Origin of the sequence: Nonomuraea sp. NPDC048901, assembly GCF_040649695.1 — a bacterium.
Taxonomy (GTDB): Bacteria; Actinomycetota; Actinomycetes; order Streptosporangiales; family Streptosporangiaceae; genus Nonomuraea.
This window is the reverse complement of the sequence record NZ_JBEZFW010000019.1, coordinates 130,226-147,846: the sequence shown is the minus strand read 5'-3', so window position 1 is coordinate 147,846 and position 17,621 is coordinate 130,226. Positions and strand designations below refer to the sequence as shown.

20 protein-coding genes are annotated in these 17,621 nt (G+C 68.9%); 11 read left to right on the top strand and 9 right to left on the bottom strand.

Going from position 1 to position 17,621, the window contains the following annotated elements; all coding sequences use genetic code 11:
* Positions 1–104: 104 nt before the first annotated feature.
* Positions 105–950: an alpha/beta hydrolase gene (locus tag AB0C30_RS46000; protein WP_357956162.1), complete on the top strand. Its 846-nt coding sequence runs from the start codon at positions 105–107 to the stop codon at positions 948–950.
* Between the two features lie 115 nt (positions 951–1,065).
* Here the strand turns inward: AB0C30_RS46000 and AB0C30_RS45995 are convergent, their stop codons facing one another.
* Genes AB0C30_RS45995 through AB0C30_RS45980 form a run of 4 tightly spaced genes read right to left on the bottom strand, consistent with a single transcriptional unit; the run spans position 1,066 to position 3,122 of the window.
* Positions 1,066–1,437, bottom strand: a complete 372-nt coding sequence (locus tag AB0C30_RS45995) for a hypothetical protein (protein ID WP_357956160.1) — start codon at positions 1,435–1,437, stop codon at positions 1,066–1,068.
* A gap of 18 nt (positions 1,438–1,455) precedes the next feature.
* Complete coding sequence (locus AB0C30_RS45990; RefSeq protein WP_357956157.1) at positions 1,456–1,830, bottom strand: roadblock/LC7 domain-containing protein; 375 nt, start codon at positions 1,828–1,830, stop codon at positions 1,456–1,458.
* Between the two features lie 29 nt (positions 1,831–1,859).
* Positions 1,860–2,741, bottom strand: coding sequence for a hypothetical protein (locus AB0C30_RS45985; RefSeq protein ID WP_357956155.1), 882 nt, complete (start codon positions 2,739–2,741; stop codon positions 1,860–1,862).
* Positions 2,742–2,744: 3 nt separating this feature from the next.
* Positions 2,745–3,122, bottom strand: a complete 378-nt coding sequence (locus AB0C30_RS45980) for a roadblock/LC7 domain-containing protein (RefSeq protein ID WP_357956153.1) — start codon at positions 3,120–3,122, stop codon at positions 2,745–2,747.
* Positions 3,123–3,356: 234 nt separating this feature from the next.
* On the opposite strand from AB0C30_RS45980, the gene AB0C30_RS45975 reads away from it, so the two are divergent.
* Entirely contained in the window at positions 3,357–3,959 is a 603-nt protein-coding gene (locus AB0C30_RS45975; protein ID WP_357956151.1) for an NAD(P)H-binding protein, read from the top strand.
* A 29-nt stretch (positions 3,960–3,988) separates the two neighbouring features.
* Here AB0C30_RS45975 and AB0C30_RS45970 read toward each other — a convergent pair whose 3' ends face one another.
* On the bottom strand, positions 3,989–5,254 hold the full coding sequence (locus AB0C30_RS45970; protein WP_357956149.1) for a DUF4032 domain-containing protein: 1,266 nt from the start codon (positions 5,252–5,254) through the stop codon (positions 3,989–3,991).
* Positions 5,255–5,276: 22 nt separating this feature from the next.
* Between AB0C30_RS45970 and AB0C30_RS45965 the strand changes: the two genes are divergently transcribed.
* Positions 5,277–6,845 carry a DUF885 domain-containing protein gene (locus AB0C30_RS45965; protein WP_357956146.1) on the top strand — a complete coding sequence of 523 codons (1,569 nt, stop codon included), beginning with the start codon at positions 5,277–5,279 and terminating at the stop codon, positions 6,843–6,845.
* A gap of 4 nt (positions 6,846–6,849) precedes the next feature.
* Here AB0C30_RS45965 and AB0C30_RS45960 read toward each other — a convergent pair whose 3' ends face one another.
* The 3 genes from AB0C30_RS45960 to AB0C30_RS45950 form a co-directional block, all read right to left on the bottom strand.
* The gene (locus AB0C30_RS45960) at positions 6,850–7,488 is read right to left on the bottom strand and encodes a class II aldolase/adducin family protein (RefSeq protein WP_357956144.1); all 639 of its coding nucleotides are present in this window, start codon (positions 7,486–7,488) and stop codon (positions 6,850–6,852) included.
* 104 nt (positions 7,489–7,592) lie between these two features.
* Positions 7,593–8,243, bottom strand: coding sequence for an NAD(P)H-binding protein (locus AB0C30_RS45955; RefSeq protein WP_357956142.1), 651 nt, complete (start codon positions 8,241–8,243; stop codon positions 7,593–7,595).
* Positions 8,244–8,289: 46 nt separating this feature from the next.
* Entirely contained in the window at positions 8,290–8,931 is a 642-nt protein-coding gene (locus AB0C30_RS45950) for a DsbA family protein (protein ID WP_357956140.1), read from the bottom strand.
* Positions 8,932–9,071: 140 nt separating this feature from the next.
* On the opposite strand from AB0C30_RS45950, the gene AB0C30_RS45945 reads away from it, so the two are divergent.
* The gene (locus tag AB0C30_RS45945) at positions 9,072–9,983 is read left to right on the top strand and encodes an AraC family transcriptional regulator (RefSeq protein WP_357956137.1); all 912 of its coding nucleotides are present in this window, start codon (positions 9,072–9,074) and stop codon (positions 9,981–9,983) included.
* Between the two features lie 112 nt (positions 9,984–10,095).
* On the top strand, positions 10,096–10,683 hold the full coding sequence (locus tag AB0C30_RS45940) for an HD domain-containing protein (protein ID WP_357956135.1): 588 nt from the start codon (positions 10,096–10,098) through the stop codon (positions 10,681–10,683).
* A 168-nt stretch (positions 10,684–10,851) separates the two neighbouring features.
* Here the strand turns inward: AB0C30_RS45940 and AB0C30_RS45935 are convergent, their stop codons facing one another.
* Entirely contained in the window at positions 10,852–11,436 is a 585-nt protein-coding gene (locus AB0C30_RS45935; protein WP_357956132.1) for a TetR/AcrR family transcriptional regulator, read from the bottom strand.
* Positions 11,437–11,509: 73 nt separating this feature from the next.
* Here AB0C30_RS45935 and AB0C30_RS45930 point away from each other — a divergent pair, with 73 nt between their 5' ends.
* The 6 genes from AB0C30_RS45930 to AB0C30_RS45905 all read left to right on the top strand — a co-directional run bounded on the left by AB0C30_RS45930 (position 11,510) and on the right by AB0C30_RS45905 (position 17,574).
* Positions 11,510–12,589: a carbohydrate kinase family protein gene (locus tag AB0C30_RS45930; RefSeq protein ID WP_357956129.1), complete on the top strand. Its 1,080-nt coding sequence runs from the start codon at positions 11,510–11,512 to the stop codon at positions 12,587–12,589.
* Positions 12,590–12,641: 52 nt separating this feature from the next.
* The gene (locus tag AB0C30_RS45925; protein WP_357956127.1) at positions 12,642–13,856 is read left to right on the top strand and encodes an aminotransferase class III-fold pyridoxal phosphate-dependent enzyme; all 1,215 of its coding nucleotides are present in this window, start codon (positions 12,642–12,644) and stop codon (positions 13,854–13,856) included.
* A 192-nt stretch (positions 13,857–14,048) separates the two neighbouring features.
* Positions 14,049–15,494: an N-acetylglucosamine/diacetylchitobiose ABC transporter substrate-binding protein gene (ngcE, locus tag AB0C30_RS45920; protein WP_357956125.1), complete on the top strand. Its 1,446-nt coding sequence runs from the start codon at positions 14,049–14,051 to the stop codon at positions 15,492–15,494.
* 3 nt (positions 15,495–15,497) lie between these two features.
* Entirely contained in the window at positions 15,498–16,412 is a 915-nt protein-coding gene (locus AB0C30_RS45915; RefSeq protein WP_357956123.1) for a sugar ABC transporter permease, read from the top strand.
* Between the two features lies 1 nt (position 16,413).
* Positions 16,414–17,289, top strand: a complete 876-nt coding sequence (locus AB0C30_RS45910; RefSeq protein WP_357956121.1) for a carbohydrate ABC transporter permease — start codon at positions 16,414–16,416, stop codon at positions 17,287–17,289.
* Between the two features lie 9 nt (positions 17,290–17,298).
* Positions 17,299–17,574, top strand: coding sequence for a 4a-hydroxytetrahydrobiopterin dehydratase (locus AB0C30_RS45905; RefSeq protein WP_357956118.1), 276 nt, complete (start codon positions 17,299–17,301; stop codon positions 17,572–17,574).
* The last annotated feature ends 47 nt before the right edge of the window (positions 17,575–17,621 follow it).

Below are 17,621 nucleotides of genomic sequence, written 5' to 3'. Positions count from 1 at the left end.
GTTTTGCTGACGGCCGTCAGGTCCGGAGCCGACGGCCTTGATGGTCGTCGGTTTCGGAGCCGGCGGTCTTTGCGTCGCGGGAAACAGAATGTCATTCTGACCTCGTGACCACGCTTGCAGCCGCGAACGGCATCGAGATCGCGTACGAGACCTTCGGCTCACCCGGCGGACGTCCCCTGCTCCTCATCATGGGGCTCGGCGCCCAGCTCATCCACTGGGACGACGAGCTCTGCGAGCTCCTGGCGGAGCAGGGCCATCACGTTGTCAGATTCGACAACCGTGACTCCGGACTCTCCACACACCTGCACGACGAGGGCGTTCCCACACTGGGGACGTCCTCTTCGTATCTGCTGGACGACATGGCCGACGACGCGGCCGGGCTGATGGACGTCCTCGGCTGGCCCGCCGCCCACGTCGTGGGCGCCTCGATGGGCGGCATGATCGCCCAGACGCTCGCCATCCGGCACCCCGAGCGGGTCCTGACCCTTACCTCGATCATGTCGACGCCCGGCCCGGACGTGGCCCCGCCCACGCCGGAGGCCAGCGCGGTGCTGCTCGCCGCGCCCCCGACTGATCGGGACGCCGTGCTCGCCCAGTCCTTGAGGACCTGGGCGGTGATCGGCTCGCCCGGCTTCGACATGGACCGGGAACGCATCCTCCGGCTGTCCGGCCAGGCGTACGACCGGTGCTTCGACCCGCCGGGCACGACCCGGCAGCTGGCCGCGATCATGGCCTCCGGCGACCGCACGGAGCAGCTCGGCACGCTGGGGATCCCCGCCCTGGTCATCCACGGCGAGGCCGACCGGCTCGTCCCGGTCGCCGCCGGCCACGCCACGGCGGCGGCGATTCCAGGCGCCACGCTGCTGACGTTCCCCGGCATGGGCCACGACCTGCCCCGGCCGCTCTGGCCGGACATCGTCGGCGCCATCACCAAGCTCACCACGAGCTGACGCACCAGGAATCAGGCCGGTCAGGGATCAGGCTGTTCAGGGACCAGGCTGTTCAGGGATCGGTGGAGGTCGGTGGCTCGTGTCCGCCGCGCCCGGACGCGAGCCACCGGATCTCTCAGACCTCCAGCTTCTCCTCGATCCCGCGGAGCTGGTGCCGGGCCAGGGCCAGGTTGGCCCGCGCCCGGTCCAGGGCGAGATAGAGGAAGAGCCCCTTGCCGCCGCGGCCGGTGATCGGCCGGATGATGTGGTACTGGCCGCCGAGCGTGATCAGGATGTCCTCGATGGAGTCCTTGAGCCCCAGCGAGTCCATCGTGCGCAGCTTGGCCTTGACCACCTCCGTGTTCCCCGCCGCGGCGACCTGGAGATCCAGGTCCTTGGAGCCGCCGAGCGCCCCCAGCGCCATGCCGCTGCCGTGATCGACGATCACCGCGCCGAGCGAGCCGTCGATCGTCATCATCTCCTTGAGAGAGACGTCCATGCTGGCCATGCCTTCCTCCGTTCAAGCTCAGTGAATCCGTGCTGAGATGGCGGCCACGCTGGCCGCCGTCTTGCGCCCCTCCAGCCGGAGCAGCCCGAGATTGGTGCCGGGCTCAGCCAGGACTGCGAGGACGATGGTGGGGCCCGCCGCGTAGAAGGCGGCGAAGCCGGCGGTGCCGGAGATGAGCGTCTCCTCCAGTACGCCCTGGCCGGTCATGATCGTCATTCGCCTGCTCAGCGCGAGCAGCGCCGCGGACAGCGCGGCGACCTGCTCGCCACTGTCGTCGGCGTTGTCGCAGGCGATGCTCATGCCGTCAACCGTGCAGGCGACGCTCCCGCTGATGTCCGGAGTGCGCTCGCGCAGGAGAACCATCTCCCTGAGCACCTCTTCACGCAGCTCCACCGGTGGCCTCCTTTGCGGGCGGGGGAACCTCATGTCAGCTCCTCCAGCGCCTTCTTCAGGCGCATCAGCAGGGCCAGGTCCGTGGGGTCCGCCGTGACCGGCGGGCCGAGCGGCAGGCCCGGGGTGCGGGGATCGTGCGGCGGCCGTTGGCCGGCGGCCACGCGCCCCCGCTGCGGCAGCGCCCCCTGCCCGTCTCCGGCGGTCTTCGCCCTGTGCTCACCGGTCTTCGTCGCGCTCTCTTCCGGGGCGCGCGTGGTGGTGGTCGGCTCCACGGGCGGTGCCAGCAGCCCGGCCGCCGCCATCCTCCGTACGGCCAGCAGCACCGAATAGCCGGACCTGCCGATCCGCTTGGCCAGGTCGAGCGGTGTCGCCTCGGCCCCGGCCCCGGTGAGGACCTCCCACTGGACCGAGTCCAGAGTCACCCCGCTGCCCGGCAGCCACTGCGCCGGCCGTACCGGAGCCGTGTCCAGCTGCGCGGACGGCCAGATCTGCGCGAGATAGGCGCGGCGGCGCGCGCACTCCCGCAGCAGGCCCGCCACGTCGAAGAACCACTGCCCGCCCAGCCAGTGCTGCTCGCCCGGCCGGAATTTCGGCCGCGACCCGCCGGCCGGCAGCAGGAAGAACGCGGCGTCCAGGACGGCCCCGAGCACGCAGTACTGCAGCTCGCCCAGCGTGACGGGCCCCTCCTCCAGCAGGCGCGCGCAGCCCCCGTCGGCCTGCAGCCTGCGCAGCGCCGTCTCCGGCAGCCGCCCGCGCGCCGCCAGCAGCCGCTCGACGCCGGGGGTCTGGGCGCACTCCATGTACGTGACCCGGCCCTCGCTGAGGAAGATCGTCCCGGCCCGGCCCACGCGGAGGGCGCCCGTGGCCCGTTCACGGGCTAGACCGGTCAGAAGCGTGTCCAGCGGTGCCATGGCTCAGGTGAGCAATTGGCGGGAGATGTTCAGCAGGCGGTATCGCGCCAGGGCGAGATTCGACCGTTCCAGGTCGAGGCGCAGGTAAATGACGAGCGGCCCCTCGAATACCGTTTCGAGGAATCTCAGTAAATGATGGCCTTTGTCGGTAGTGACCAGCATGTCGTCGATCCGGACAGTTTCGCCGGGGCAGGAGCGGGCCAGGCCGTCCATGGTCGCGCGCAGTGTCTCGGTCAGGGCGGCGGCGGAGCTCTCGGCGTCCACGCCCTGCGGCGGTCCGCTGATGGCCACGGCCATGCCGCTCGTCTGGTCCACCAGCATCGCGTCCAACGCCCCTGGTATCGCCATGACCTCGGTCAGGCAGTCATCCAGTCCCAGCACGTGACCCTCCCACGCCGTCATGAGGACTGGGACAGCGTAGGAGCGGCGGATGACGGCCGGGTGATCGGATAAAGCGAGATATGTATGAGGTTAAAGATGTCTACGGCCAAGGTGGAGAAAAACCTAACCGCGACGGAGATTTCCTGATTAGGGGTATTGCTTGCGACATTTAAGAGTATTGCTCACATTATTCTCGGCCCAGCTCGCCAGTATCCAATGGATACTCTGGAGAATATGAAGATTCTTCTCTTTGGCGCGACCGGTATGGTCGGTCAGCGCATCGCCGCCGAGCTGGCGGCCCGCGGCCACGAGGTGACCGGTGTCAGCAGGTCGGGACCGGTCAAGGGAGATGTGCGCGACGCCGCCACGCTGGGCCGCGGCCATGACGCCGTGATCTGCGCGATCGCTCCGCCCCGCGACGGGAGCGAGCCCGAGGGGCCGTTCCTCGACGCCCATCGCGCCCTCATCGACGGCGTCCGCGCCGCCGGGGTCGGGCGGCTCGTCGTCGTCGGCGGCGCCGGCGGCCTGGAGGTGGCGCCCGGTGTCGACCTGGTCGACACGCCCGGCTTCCCGGACATGTACAAGAAGGAAGCGCTGGCCCAGCGGAGCGCTCTCGGCCTCTACCGCGAGGTCGACGACCTCGACTGGACCTACGTCTCCCCGGCCGCGGAGATCGCGCCCGGAGAGCGCACCGGACACTTCCGTGTCGGCGGTGACCAGCTTCTCACGGACGCCGAGGGCAACAGCCGCATCTCCGCCGAGGACTACGCGATCGCGATCGCCGACGAGGTGGAGAAGGGCGAGCACCCGCGCCGGCGCATCACGGTCGCCTACTGAACTCCGTCCGACTCCTTAAGGTCCGACTCCTAAAGGTCCGACTCCTCAAGGTCCGACTCCTCAAGCAGGTCGTCCGCCTCCTCCATGAGGCCGCCCGGCTCCTCGGGCAGGAGGGCCTTCTCGTCGGGCTTGTGGACGAGCACCTTGTCCACGTACGACTTCACGGCGGCCGCGATGCCCACGTCGGCCCCGGCCGCCTCCGACAGGTACCACCGGTGGTCCAGCACCTCGTGGAACAGCTGCGCGGGCTCCAGCTTCCCGCGCAGCCGGGCCGGAATGCCCTCGACCGTCGGCTGGAACACCTCGGCCAGCCACCGGTGCGCCACGATCGCCTCGTCCTCGTGCCGCAGGCCCTTGGCGACCCGGAACCCGTCGAGGTCGTTCAGCAGCCGCCTGGCCTGGTTCTCCTCGACGTCGAGCCCGGTCAGCCGGAGCAGCCGCCGCTGGTGGTGCCCGGCGTCGACCACCTTGGGCCGGACGATGAGCCGCCCGGTGCCGACCTTGCGCCGCACCATCATCTCGGCCACGTCGAAGCCCAGCAGGTTGAGCCGCCTGATCCGCTGCTCCACCCGGTGCCAGTCGACCTCCTCGATGATCTCGTCCTGGGTGATCTCGTTCCACAGCCGGTGGTAGCGGGTCACGATGTCCTCGGCGGTGTCCATGGGGTCGATCGACGGGTGCAGCAGCCCGCCCGCCTCCAGGTCGAGCATCTCGCCGAAGATGTTCATGTGCGCGGTCTCGATGTCGCCGAGCCGCTGGCCCTCGCTGATCATCGGGTGCATCTCGCCGGTCTCCGCGTCCACGAGGTAGGCGGCGAAGGCGCCCGCGTCCCTGCGGAACAGCGTGTTCGACAGCGAGCAGTCGCCCCAGAAGAAGCCGTTCAGGTGCAGCCGCACCAGCAGCACGGCCAGCGCGTCCAGCAGCCGGGTGAGCGTGTCGGGCCGCAGCGTGCCCGACATGACCGCGCGGTAGGGGAGCGAGAACTGCAGGTGCCGGGTGATCAGCGCCGCGTCGAGCCCCTCGTCCCGGCCGGTGACGAAGGCGATCGGCTCGACCGACGGCGCGTCGAGCCTGGCCAGGTCCCACAGCAGCTGGTACTCCCGCCTGGCGTACCGCTCGCTGATCTCCTTGATCGCGTACACGTTGCCGGACAGCCGCACGAACCGCACCACGTGCCGCGAGATACCGCGCGGCAGGTCGACCATGTGATGCGTCGGCCAGTCGGCGAGAGGGACCTCCCAAGGCAGGCGGATCAGGTCGGGGTTGCCGAGCGCGCCGGTGATCTGTAGGGGCATATGCCCAGGATATTGTGCGGACGTGGACGAGTTTCTCAAGTGGTACTTTTCCGGTCGTCCCGTCGTCGCCAGCACCCTGGGAGCCGACGGCTACGATCACACGCTCGGTGACTTCACCGCCGCCGCCTTCGCCGCCCGTGAGCGGGAAGAGATCGTCTGGCTGGACCGGCTCTCCAGACTGGAGACGCCGACGCCGGATGACGCGATCGACAGGGATCTCGTCCTGTCTCAGCTGAGGGGCTCCATCGCCCTCGCCTCCTGGCCGGACTGGCGGCGCGACCCGGCCGTCTACCTGTCGGCGATCTTCACCTCCATGTTCACGCCGTTCCAGCGGCGGCTCAAGCCCGAGTCCGAGCTGGTGGCCGCCGCCCTCTCCCGGCTGGCCGAGGTGCCGGACGTGCTGGCCGCCTGCCGGGCCAACCTCGACGCCGAGCTCGCGGCGCCGCTGCTCGTCCAGCGCGGCCTCGGGCAGGCGCGCACCGGGCGCAACTTCCTCACCAAGACCATCCCGTCGATGGTGACGGACCCGGAGCTGCGCGCGCGGCTCGCGTCCGCCGCCGAGCCGGCCGCCGCCGCTTTCGATGCGTTCGTCACCTTCCTCGAAGAGTTCAAGTGCGGCGGCACCTGGCGGATGGGCGAGCGGCTCTACTCGACGCTGCTGCGCGAGCGCGAACTGCTCGGGTACGGCGCCGCCGAGCTGCACGAAAAGGGTGAGGCGGCCTGGGCGTCGCTGGACGCGCGGATGCGCGAGGTCACCAGGCGGCTCAACGGCACCGAGGACTGGCGAGCCGCGATGGAGTCCTTGATGGACGACCATCCCGCCACACTGGCCGACATGCGGGCCGAGTACGAGGCCGAGACCCACCGGGCCCGCGAGTTCGTCAGGGAACGCGACCTGGTGACCTTCCCCGAAGGGGAGGAGTGCCTGGTGCTGCCCTCGGCCGAATACACCAGGCCGGTCCTGGCCGTGGCCCACTACCTCTCGCCGCCGCCGCTGAGCAGCTCGCGTACCGGCGTGTTCTTCGTGCCGTACACGCCTGACGGCTTCACCGAGGAGCAGGTACGGCAGCGCCTGCGGACGAACTCGCGGGCCCAGATGCCGTCGATCGCCGTCCACGAGGCCTATCCCGGCCACCACTGGCACCTGTCGCACATGGCGAGCAACACCCGGACCGTGCGCAACGTGTTCCGCACCCCGTACTTCACCGAGGGCTGGGCCCTCTACGTCGAGAAGGTGCTGCACGAGCAGGGCTACTTCGACACGCTCGCCACCGAGCTGGCGCACCTGGACTGCCGCATCTTCCGCGCGGCCCGCATCGTGGTGGACACGGCGCTGCACTGCGAGGACATGTCGATCGAGGAGGCGGAGACGTTCATGGCGACGAAGGCGTCACTGTCGCCCGGAACGGCGCAGGGGGAGGTCAACCGCTACTGCGCCTGGCCCACGCAGGCGCCGTCCTACCTGACGGGCGCGATCGAGATCGACCGGATCAGGGAGTCGTACGACGGGTCGCTGAAGTCGTTCCACGACAAGATCGCGGGCTCGGGCGGCCTGCCGCTGGGACTGGCCGAACAGGCGGCCCACCTGTAACCCCTCAGTTGTTGCGGCGGGGGAAGGCCGGGGGGTTGAGGGAGCGGTCGATCACGGCCGCGAGCTGCTCGTCGGTCAGGATCGTGGGCTTGCCGACGCTCAGCCCCCGCACGTACACCTCACACAGCCATTCGAGTAACCGGGTGGCCTCGAAGGCCTGCTCGAGCGTGGCGCCGATGGTGACGCCGCCGTGGTTGGCCATGAGCGCCGCCTGCTTGCCGTCGAGCGCCGCCCGGACGTTGGCCGCCAGCTCCGGCGTCCCGTACGTCGCGTACTCGGCCACCCGCACCACCCCGCCCAGCAACAGCGCGTTGTAGTGGACCGGTGGCAGCTCGGTCATCGTGGTGGCCACGACGGTCCCGAACACCGAGTGCGTGTGGACGATGGCCTGCGCGCCGGTGGTCTCATAGACGGCCAGGTGCATCGGGGTCTCCGAGGACGGCTGCAGGTCGCCTTCGACCAGGTAACCCTCGATGTCCACGATCGGGCACATCTCCGGCGTCAGCCGGTCGAGCGCGACCCCGGACGGGGTGACCGCGACCAGGTCGCCCTGGCGCATGCTCAGGTTGCCCGACGTGCCGATGACCAGGCCCTGCTCGACGGCTCTCTGTCCGTACTCGCACAGCTGCTCGCGGAGGCTCATGGCGGAGCAATGTAGTCGGTCGTCCGAAATGCGGCAATGCCAGGGGTGTTCGGCCCGCCGCTTCCCACGGGAAGTGGCGGGCCGGACACCTGTGCGCCTGTCGGTCAGTAGCCGACGGCGAAGCGCTGCCGGTGGTGGGCAGGCCGCTCGATCTCGTCGAGGAGGGCGACCGCGTAGTCCTCCACGGAGATGGTGCTGTTGCCGTCGCCGTCGATGACGAGGTCGTCCAGGGCGGTGCGGTAGCCGCCGGTGCGGGTGCCGGGCTCGATCATGGCCGCCGGGCTGATGCTGGTCCAGTCGACGTCGGTGACGGTCCGGTAGTAGTCGAGGGCGTCGCCGTGGGAGTGCATGATCGGCAGCAGGAAGTCGGGCAGGCCCGGGGCGTCCCACACCTGCTTGCCGTCGGGGGTGCGCAGGGAGCCGGCGCCGCCGACGGTGATCAGGCGGAGTGCCTGCCCGCCGAGGGTCCGCAGCGCTTCGGTGAGGGCGATGGCGGCAGGCTTGATGGTGGCGACGTGGCCGGGGCCGTCACCGCCGCCGACAGCGCTGACGAGGACGTCGTGGCCCTTCGCGGCGGCGGTGACCGACTGGGTGTCGAGGACGTCGCCGGTGGTGACGCTCAGGTTCGCGTGGCGTTCGGTGACCTTGGCCGGGTCGCGGACGACGGCGGTGACGGTGTGGCCACGGTCGAGGGCCTCGCGGACGATGGCCGAGCCGATGGTGCCGTTGGCGCCGAAGACGGCGATGTTCGTCATGGCAGTGCTTTCCTTCTTCGTCTGTCGTGATGGTTCGGGGGGCAGGTCAGGTGGAGGCGGGGGCCAGGTGCCGATCGAGGGCCTCGGTGAGCCGGCGGGCGCTGGAGAGCGGGCCGCCGAGCCGGTGGATGCCGGTGGGGGCGTGCAGGAGCAGCGTCGGGTAGGCGTCGACGCCGAGCCGGCGCAGTTCCCGGAAGCCGCCTTCGGCTTCGGCGCGGGTGGCCGGGTCGAGGAAGGCTTCGGCGACGGCGTCGGCGTCGAGGCCGTGCCCGGCGGCGATGGATCGGTACACGTCGACATCGGAGAGGCTGTGGCCGTCGACGCACCAGGCGTGGTTGAGGGCGCTCGCCAGTTCAAGGCTGCGTCCGGGAGCCTGGCGGCTCAGCGCGACCAGCCCGGTGGCGGCGTCGGTGGAGTCCAGCACCATGGTTCCCTCGGCCAGGGTGCGCTGGTAACCGTCACCGAAGGCGACGCCGGTGGCGGCGGCGATGCGCCGGGTGGCGTCCGGGATGTGCGGGTACGCCGCCACGGGCATGGCGTGCGGGCCGGAGAAGAGGCCCCCGGACAACACCCGCAGCTCGATACGGTCCGCGTTGCCGTCGGCGAACTGCCGCAGCGCCGGACCCATGCCGTAGCACCAGCCGCAGTAGGCGTCGAACGCGTACGTCAGACGGATGCGGTCTGTCATTCGGTGCCTCCTGACATTGGTAGAAGTCAGTCATCGATATCGGCCGGGAGCTGCGACGCCCTTGCCGCCGCATATGCTCTCGACTGACTTCAAAGGTAGGAGCCGGGAAAGGTTCCGCCCAGGTACGGCGAGGACTCATCGTGGTGAAAAACGGACACGAGGCGATCCCGGAGATCCAGTACGTCCCGCCGCCGGCCGGCGCGGTCGGTGTCGAGGTGATGCCGATCGCCGAACTGCGCCGCCGCATGCGTGGGCCCGGCGGGGCGGAAGGCGCCCGGGACGCCGAGGGGGCCGGCCGCGCACAGCGCCCGGACTTCCATCTGCTCCTCACGGTGGAACAGGGGCTGCTGTGGCACATGGTCGACTTCGCCGACTACGCCGTCACCGACGGCACCTTGCTGTGGGTCCGCCCCGGCCAGGTACAGCGCTTCGGCGACCTCAGCGCGGCGACCGGCACCCTGGTGCTGTTCCAGCCCGACTTCCTCGACCCCGCCACCGCCACCGACGTCCGCCTCGACGACCCCTTCGGACGCACCCTGTGGCAGCTCGCCGGAGAGGACGCCCCGGCCCTGCGCAGGGCCCTTGACCACCTCGCCTGCGAATACGGCACCACCCACGTGCCGGCTCCCACCCGCTCCGCCATCCTCCAGCGGCTGCTCGCCGTGCTCCTGCTGCGCCTGGCCCATCTGACCGCACCCGTGGGCACCCTGCCCGCCGAGCACGCGGAGACCTTCCAGCGCTTCCGCGCCGCCGTCGAAACCGAATTCACCCGGGCCCGCGACGTCGGACACTACGCACGCGCCCTCGGATACTCGCCGCGCACCTTGACCCGGGCCGCGCTCGCCGCGGCCGGCGTCGGCGCCAAGGAGTTCATCGACCGTCGCGTCGTGCTGGAGGCCAAACGCCTCCTCGCCCACGGCGACGAACCTGTCGCGAGCATCGGGGTCCGCCTCGGATTCCTCGACACCAGCAACTTCGTCAAGTACTTCGCCCAGCGCACCGACAGCACACCGGCCACCTTCCGTGGCCGGTATCGCTCGGCCCGGGCATGACGAGGACCGCCACCTGGTGCCGATCAATCCGTCGAAGTCATGGCCCGATCCTGGCGGTGCATGGCACTCGGGCCTCTTCTCGTTCTTCGCCCCGCCCTCATACGGTCGCGGCATGAACGACATACTCGCCCTGCCCACGGGGCCGCTGGCCGACGCGAGCCTCGCCCTCGTACGGAAGTCGGAGAGCACGCCGATCGCCGAGCACAGCATCCGCAGCTTCCTGTTCGCCCGCCTGCTGGCCGAGCAGGAAGGCTCCCTGAACGACGCGGCCTACGACGAGAACCTGCTCTTCGCCGCCTGCGTGATGCACGATCTGGGGCTGGGCACCCTCGCGACCGGCCAGGCCCGGTTCGAAGTGGAAGGCGCCGATCTGGCGGCATCCGTGCTGACCGAGCACGGCGTCGCCGCGACGGACGTCGACCGGGTGTGGGAAGCGATCGCCTTGCACTCCTCCGTGGGCATCGCCGACCGGCGCGGAGTACTGACCTACCTGACCCACAAAGGTGTCTTCACCGACGCCGGTAGTTTCACCGACCTCGGCGCCGCGACGCTCCAGCCGATCTACGCCACATACCCCCGACCCGCCGACCTGCGCTTCATGCAGGACGCGATCGTCGAGCATGCCGCCCGCTCCCAGGCCGCGGCACCGCCATACTCGATCGCAGCCTGGTACCTACGCGAGCGACAGGCCGAAGAGTGACCTCCGCACCTGGCCGAGGATGAGGGCCGAATCGGGTGACCAAGCGCCGTTGCGGCGGGACGTCGCGCCCGGTCAGCGGGCGTCTCCCTGGACAGACGCCCGCCACGTGCGGCGGTTGGCGGGTTGGGCGGCTTGCCGTACAGGATGGAAGGTCTTTTTAAAAGACCATCACAGATGGTCGAGAGTGGAGAGCAACAGGCGCTCCAGGTCCACGCGCGCGAGGCGGCCGGGATAGAGCAGCAGGTGCAGGCTGAGCCCGTCGACCAGCGCCAGGAGGCGCTCCGTGATGTCGTCGAGGTTCTCGTCGGTGGTGAGTTCGCCCGCCGCCCGAGCCTCGCCGAGCAGCGTCCGTACGGCGCCGCGGAGCTCGGCGGCCTCGGTCCGCTGAACCTCGGCGAGCCGCTCCGAGGCCAGGCTGCGGCTCCAGAAGCTGACCTCCAGACGCGTCTCCTGGGTACGCTCCGCGTCGAGGGGCAGGTTGTCCAGCAGCAGCTCACGCAGGGCGGCCAGGCCGGTGGCGCCCTCGATCTTGCGTGTCAGGCGCTCGCGGATGCGCTGGTGGGACTGCCGCAGCGCCGACAGCAGGATCTCGTCCTTGTCGGCGAAATAGTGCGCCAGCACGCCGTTGGAGTAGCCCGCCTCCTTGGCGATGGCCCGGGTCGTGGCGGCGTCGATGCCGTCCCTGACGATCACCCGGCGGGCGGCTGAGAGCACCTCGCGCCTGCGCTCGTCATGGTCAACGATCTTCGGCATCCAGGTGGCCCCCTTCTTCGGCGCTGTCCTGAGCATATTGACTTTTTATTCGGACGTCTGTCTATTTAGACCCATGACCGTCGCCACGATCGGCGTGCACATCGTCGACATCCTCGCCAGGCCCGTCTCGTACATCCCGGAAGGGCAGGACACCGCCCTGGTGGACCAGATCCGGCTGACCGCCGCGGGATCCGCGGCCGGGACGGCGGTCGACCTGGTCAAACTGGGCAACGAGGTCGTCTCCATGGGCGCGATCGGGGACGACGAGCTCGGGGACTTCCTGGTGGCGGTGATGGCCAAGCGCGGCGTGGACGTTTCCCTGCTCACTCGCAAGGCCGGCGAGCAGACGGCGGCGTCGATCCTGCCGATCAGACCCGACGGCGGGCGCCCCAGCTTCCACGTCCCCGGGGCGAACCTCGGGGTCACGCCGGCGGACCTGGACGAGGCGCGGCTGCGTGGTGTGCGGGCCGTCCATCTGGGCGGGATGGACGTGACGTTCGGGCTGGGGGATCCGGCGTTCTTCGCGCTGCTGGACTCGCTCCGGGCGGCCGGGGCGATCGTGACGATGGACCTGCTGTCGGAAATGCCGGACTTGTTGGGCATGGCACGGGCATTCCTCCCGCACGTGGACTACGTCCTCCCGAACGACTCCCAGGCGCTCCTCATGGCAGCCGGCCTCACCGCCGACTCCGGCTCCGACTCGGGCACCGACTCGGGCTCCAGCTCCGACATCGGTTCCGGCTCCGGCTCCGGCTCCGACATCGGCTCCGGCTCGTCGGTGGGAGACACCTCCGCCCCCGAGGGCGATTCGCCTCCGTCGGCTTCGTCGCCTTCCGTGGCGGAGGTGTCGGCGGCGGCCAGGGCGTTGCTGGGGGAAGGGCCGCGCGGGGTGCTCGTCACCATGGGGGCCGAGGGGAGCCTGGTGGTGACCGAGGCGGGGATCGAGCAGGTGCCCGCGCTCAAGGTCGAGGTCAGCGACACGACCGGCTGCGGGGACGCGTACTGCGCCGGGTTCATCACCGGGCTGCTGCACGGACAGGACGTGGTGGGCGCCGCCCGCTGGGGCACGGCCGCCGCCGCCCAGGTCGCCACCGGACTCGGCTCGGACGCGGGCCTCACCGACCTCGAATCCACCCTCGCCCTCCTGGCATGACCCTGCCGCCGGCTGCTGTATTCGACTCGTGGAACTTGGAGAGGGATTTCAGATGACAGACGCTGAGCTTCGTCAGCGGGCGTTGAAGGTCGTGCCCGGCGGCATGTACGGGCATCTCAACGCAGCGATCTTCGCCCCCGGATACCCGCAGTTCTTCGAGCGCGGCGAAGGGTGCCGCCAGTGGGACGTGGACGGCCGCGAGTACATCGACTTCATGTGCAGCTGGGGCCCGGTGGTGCTTGGGCATCGGCACCCGCGCGTGGAGGAGGCGGCCGCCCGGCAGCTGGCTCTCGGTGACTGCCTCAACGGGCCGGGACCGATCATGGTCGAGCTGGCCGAGCTGCTGGTCGACACCGTGCCCAGCGCCGACTGGGCGATGTTCTCCAAGAACGGCACCGACGCCACCACCCAGGCCCTCATGGTCGCCAGAGCGGCCACCGGCCGGACGAAGGTGCTGATGGCCCACGGCGCCTACCACGGGGCCGACCCCTGGTGCACGCCGTCGCTCGCCGGGACGACGCCGAACGAGCGGGCCGACCTGGTGGAGTTCGACTACAACTCGATCGAGTCGCTGGAGGCCGCGGCCGCCACGGTCGAGGGGGAGGTCGCGGCGATCATCGTGACGCCGTTCAAGCACGACTCCTTCGAGGACCAGGAGCTGGTGGAGCCCGCTTTCGCACGGGCCGCGCGGGCGCTGGCCGACCGGATCGGGGCCGCGCTGGTGATCGACGACGTCCGTGCGGGGTTCCGGATCGACCTGCGGGGGTCGTGGGAGCCCTATGGCGTACGGCCGGACCTGACGGCGTGGTCCAAGGCCATGGCGAACGGCTACGCCATAGCCGCCGTGACCGGCACGGACGCGCTGCGCGGACCGGCTCAGACGCTGTATTCGACGGGCTCGTTCTGGTTCTCGGCCGTGGCGATGGCGGCGGCGAAGGCGACGATCGAGACGCTGCGCGACACCGACGGCATCGCGGCCATGGAGCGGGCCGGGACGCAGCTGCGTGACGGGCTGTACGGGCAGGCCAAGGCGCACGGGTTCGTGGTGAATCAGACCGGACCTGTGACGATCCCGTGGCTGAGCTTCGACGGCGACGCAGACCTGTCGACCGCCATGTACTGGAGCGACGCCTGCCTGCGGCACGGCGTGTACATCCACCCGTGGCACAACTGGTTCATGTCGGCGGCGCACACAGAGGAGGACGTGGCCCGGGCTCTGGAGGGCACCGACCTGGCCTTCGCCGAGACCCGGGCGCACTTCGGCTGACGGGACCCCGAGCGCGCTTCGGGCCGGCGGTGGGTGGCCGTTTGGGCGGCAGGCATCTAATGTCCTTTCTGCGGAGGATCGCGGCAAAGGTGTTACGGCTCGATTGCGCCCCTTGACGAGTGCGCCCGGCCGTTCGTACCTTCGGGCAAACGGTTAGGAAACTTTCCTAATTCGTCCTCTTCAGGAGCCCCCATGACCCACCCGGGAGAGATCACTCGGCGTCAGCTGCTGCGCCGAATCGGCATGACCGCGTTCGTCGCCGGCCCCGGCGCGGGCCTGCTGAGCGCCTGCGCCACCAGCGGTGCCGGCGACGAGCCCACCGTGACGCCGACCGGCTCGATCGCCGTCTCCGCCGACCCGAAGAACCCGTTCGGCGTCGACGCCAAGAAGCCGCTGGAGGTCACGATCTTCAGCGGTGGCTACGGCGACGCGTACGCCAAGGACCTGCACGAGAAGATGTACGAGAAGAGGTTCCCCGGCGCGACGGTCAAGCACAACGCGACCCAGCAGATCGGCACCCAGCTGCGCCCGCGCTTCGCCAGCGGCGACGTGCCCGATGTGGTCAACAACTCGGGCCCCGAGGCGCTCGACCTGGCCGCCATGGCCGGCGAGGGCCAGCTGGCCGACCTGACCGCGCTGTTCGACGCGCCGTCCTTGGACGACCCGGCCAAGAAGGTCCGCGACACCGTGACGCCGGCCGTACTGGACAACGCGAAGATCGACGACAAGGACCTGGTCCTCAACTACACCGTCTCCCACCGCGCGCTCTGGTACAACGCCAAGCTCTTCGCGGACAAGGGGTGGGCGCTTCCTAAGACGTGGGCGGAGTTCAAGGCGCTCGGCGACACGGCGAAGAAGGAAGGCATCCTGCTGTTCGCCTATCCCGGGCAGAAGGGCCCGTACTACCAGCTCTGGAACGCCCTCTACACGGCCGCCAAGATCGGCGGCAACCAGGTCCTCATCGACATCGACAACCTGGTCGACAACGCCTGGAACGCCGAGCCGGTGAAGCAGTCGGTGACCGCCTGGGTGGAGATCCAGACGCTTTATGGCGATAAGGCGTACTTCGGCCTCGACCACACCCAGACCCAGGTCAAGCAGCTCCAGAACAAGCTGCTCTTCTACCCGGTCGGCTCGTGGATCGAGAACGAGATGGCCAAGGACAAGCCCAAGGACTTCGAGTACGCCATCGCGCCGATCCCCGATGTCACCGCCGCCGACAAGATGCCGTACGGGGCCATCCAGGTGGGGGTCGGCGAGAACTTCTTCGTCTCCGCCAAAGGCAAGAACCCGCAGGGCGGCCTGGAGTATCTCCGCATCATGCTGTCGAAGGAAGGGGCCAAGGGCTTCACCGAGAAGACGCTGAACCTCACCGTGGTCAACGGCGCGGCCGAGGGGCTGGATCTCACCCCCGGCCTCAAGAGCGCGGCCAAGGCACAGGACGCCGCCGGCCAGAACATCATCACCGACGCCCGTTTCGAGGGCTGGTACAAGGAGTTGTTCGACTACGGCACCCAGCAGATAAACGTGGTCATGGCCGGGCGCATCACGCCCGAGAAGTTCTGCCAGAACATGCAGAAGAAGGCGGACGCCATCAAGAAGGACTCGTCCGTCGTCAAGCAGACGCGGAGCAACTAGCCCATGGAGCGGTTGCGCAAGTACGGGTTCGTCGCCGCGTTTCTCGCCGTTCCTGTCGCTCTCTACTCGGTGTTCGTGATCAGCCCCTACATCCAGGCGTTCCAGATCTCCCTGACGGACTGGAACGGCTACAAGTCGCGGCTGCACTACATCGGGCTGGACAACTTCACCCGGTTATTCGGGGACGAGGTCTTCTGGCGGGCCCTGCGCAATCACGGAATCCTGCTGCTCGTGCTGCCGCTCGTGACGGTCGCCATCGCGTTGTTCTTCGCGTTCCTACTGAACCTGGGCGGGGGAACGCGCGGCGCGGGAATGAAGGGGATCTGGGGGTCGAGGTTCTATCGGGTGGTGTTCTTCTTCCCCCAGGTGCTCGCCGTGGCCGTGGTCGGGGTGCTGTTCAAGGCGGTCTACCGGCCCGACGAGAGCGGCGTGATCAACGGACTCCTGGTCAAGCTGGGCCTCGATCCCGTCGGCTGGCTGATCGAGCCGAACCTGGCCCTCTGGGCGATTCTGGCGGTGATGATCTGGCAGGCCGTCGGATTCTACGTGGTGCTCTTCTCGGCGGGAATGGCCGCCATTCCGAAGGACTATTTCGAGGCGGCGGCGCTCGACGGGGCCGGGCGGGCGCGGCTGTTCTTCTCGATAACGCTGCCACTGCTGCGCGACACCATCCAGGTGGGCTGGGTGTATTTGGGGATCGCGGCGTTCGACGGGTTCGCGCTGATCCTCGTACTCGCCGGGGACAAAGGAGAGCCCGACGGGGCGACGACCGTGCTGCCCGTGGAGATATGGAAGACCGCGTTCACCTATTCCAAGGTCGGCTACGCCTCGGCGATGGGGGTCGTGCTGTTCTTTCTCACCGTGACGTTCGCGGTGCTGACCTTGCGCACCACGCGGCGCGAGAGGATCGAGCTCTGACATGGCATCGACTTCCTCCGACATGGCCACGCCTCGTCCGGCCAGACCCCGGCTCGGGGTCCTTGGCGGCCTTTCGCATCTGGCGCTCTTCATCTGGGCGCTGCTGATCATCCTGCCGCTGCTCTGGACGTTCCTCGCGTCGTTCAAGAACAACACGGAGATCTTCGGGGACGCGCTTCAGCTGCCCGGTCAGTTGCGGCTCGACGCCTGGGGGAGGGCCTGGGACAAGGCCCACGTGGGGCAGTACATGCTCAACACCGTTGTCGTCGTATTTTTCAGCACTTTGGGGACGATGCTGTTCGGCTCGATGGCGGCGTATGTGCTGGCCCGCTACCAGTTTTTCGGCAACAGGGTGATTTATTACTTCTTTGTGGCGGGGATGGCGTTCCCGATCTTCCTGGCGCTGGGGCCGCTGTTCTTCGTCGTCCTCCAGCTCGGGCTGCTGAACTCCCACATCGGGCTCATCCTGGTCTACATCGCGTACTCGCTGCCGTTCACGGTCTTCTTCATGGCCGCATTTTTCCGTACACTGCCGGACACCGTGGCCGAAGCGGCGGCGATCGACGGCGCCTCCCACACCCGCACGTTCTTCCAGATCATGCTCCCCATGGCCAAGCCCGGCCTGATCAGCATCACCATCTTCAACGTGCTCGGCCAATGGAACCAATACCTGCTGCCCCTGGTCCTGCTCACGGACGACAAGGACAAGTGGGTCATCACCCAGGGCATCGCCGACATCTCCACCATCGCCGGGTACGAGGCGGACTGGCCGAGCCTGTTCGCCGCCCTCAGCATGGCGATCATCCCGGTGATGATCGTCTACATCATCTTCCAACGCCAGATCCAGTCCGGCCTCGGCGCGGGGGCGCTGAAGTAACGTGAGCTTATGGACGTCGACAGCAAGCTCAACGACCTGCCCGAATGGCGCAGGGAGGGCGAGGAGATCCGGCGTACGATCACCGCGCCCGACTTCCCCACGGCCATCCGGATCGTCGACGAGATCGCGGTCCAGGCAGAAGAGATGAACCACCATCCCGACATCGACATCCGGTGGCGCAAACTGCACCTCTCGCTGACCACCCACGACAAGGGGCGGCTCACGGAGAACGACTTCACCCTGGCCGGACTCATCGACGGGATCGTCGCCAAACACGGTGCGTAGTGGGTCGGTTACTGGTTAGAGTGGTGGCCCCGTGAGCCTGGCCAGGG

What these genes read in the sequence shown, in the direction of transcription:
- AB0C30_RS45955 (WP_357956142.1), bottom strand. Translation starts at nt 8,243, where the DNA reads ATGACGAACATCGCCGTCTTCGGCGCCAACGGCACCATCGGCTCGGCC.
- AB0C30_RS45985 (WP_357956155.1), bottom strand. Translation starts at nt 2,741, where the DNA reads ATGGCACCGCTGGACACGCTTCTGACCGGTCTAGCCCGTGAACGGGCC.
- AB0C30_RS45905 (WP_357956118.1), top strand. Translation starts at nt 17,299, where the DNA reads ATGGACGTCGACAGCAAGCTCAACGACCTGCCCGAATGGCGCAGGGAG.
- AB0C30_RS45975 (WP_357956151.1), top strand. Translation starts at nt 3,357, where the DNA reads ATGAAGATTCTTCTCTTTGGCGCGACCGGTATGGTCGGTCAGCGCATC.
- AB0C30_RS45940 (WP_357956135.1), top strand. Translation starts at nt 10,096, where the DNA reads ATGAACGACATACTCGCCCTGCCCACGGGGCCGCTGGCCGACGCGAGC.
- AB0C30_RS45950 (WP_357956140.1), bottom strand. Translation starts at nt 8,931, where the DNA reads ATGACAGACCGCATCCGTCTGACGTACGCGTTCGACGCCTACTGCGGC.
- AB0C30_RS45910 (WP_357956121.1), top strand. Translation starts at nt 16,414, where the DNA reads ATGGCATCGACTTCCTCCGACATGGCCACGCCTCGTCCGGCCAGACCC.
- AB0C30_RS45970 (WP_357956149.1), bottom strand. Translation starts at nt 5,254, where the DNA reads ATGCCCCTACAGATCACCGGCGCGCTCGGCAACCCCGACCTGATCCGC.
- ngcE (WP_357956125.1), top strand. Translation starts at nt 14,049, where the DNA reads ATGACCCACCCGGGAGAGATCACTCGGCGTCAGCTGCTGCGCCGAATC.
- AB0C30_RS45915 (WP_357956123.1), top strand. Translation starts at nt 15,498, where the DNA reads ATGGAGCGGTTGCGCAAGTACGGGTTCGTCGCCGCGTTTCTCGCCGTT.
- AB0C30_RS45930 (WP_357956129.1), top strand. Translation starts at nt 11,510, where the DNA reads ATGACCGTCGCCACGATCGGCGTGCACATCGTCGACATCCTCGCCAGG.
- AB0C30_RS45925 (WP_357956127.1), top strand. Translation starts at nt 12,642, where the DNA reads ATGACAGACGCTGAGCTTCGTCAGCGGGCGTTGAAGGTCGTGCCCGGC.
- AB0C30_RS45960 (WP_357956144.1), bottom strand. Translation starts at nt 7,488, where the DNA reads ATGAGCCTCCGCGAGCAGCTGTGCGAGTACGGACAGAGAGCCGTCGAG.
- AB0C30_RS45935 (WP_357956132.1), bottom strand. Translation starts at nt 11,436, where the DNA reads ATGCCGAAGATCGTTGACCATGACGAGCGCAGGCGCGAGGTGCTCTCA.
- AB0C30_RS45995 (WP_357956160.1), bottom strand. Translation starts at nt 1,437, where the DNA reads ATGGCCAGCATGGACGTCTCTCTCAAGGAGATGATGACGATCGACGGC.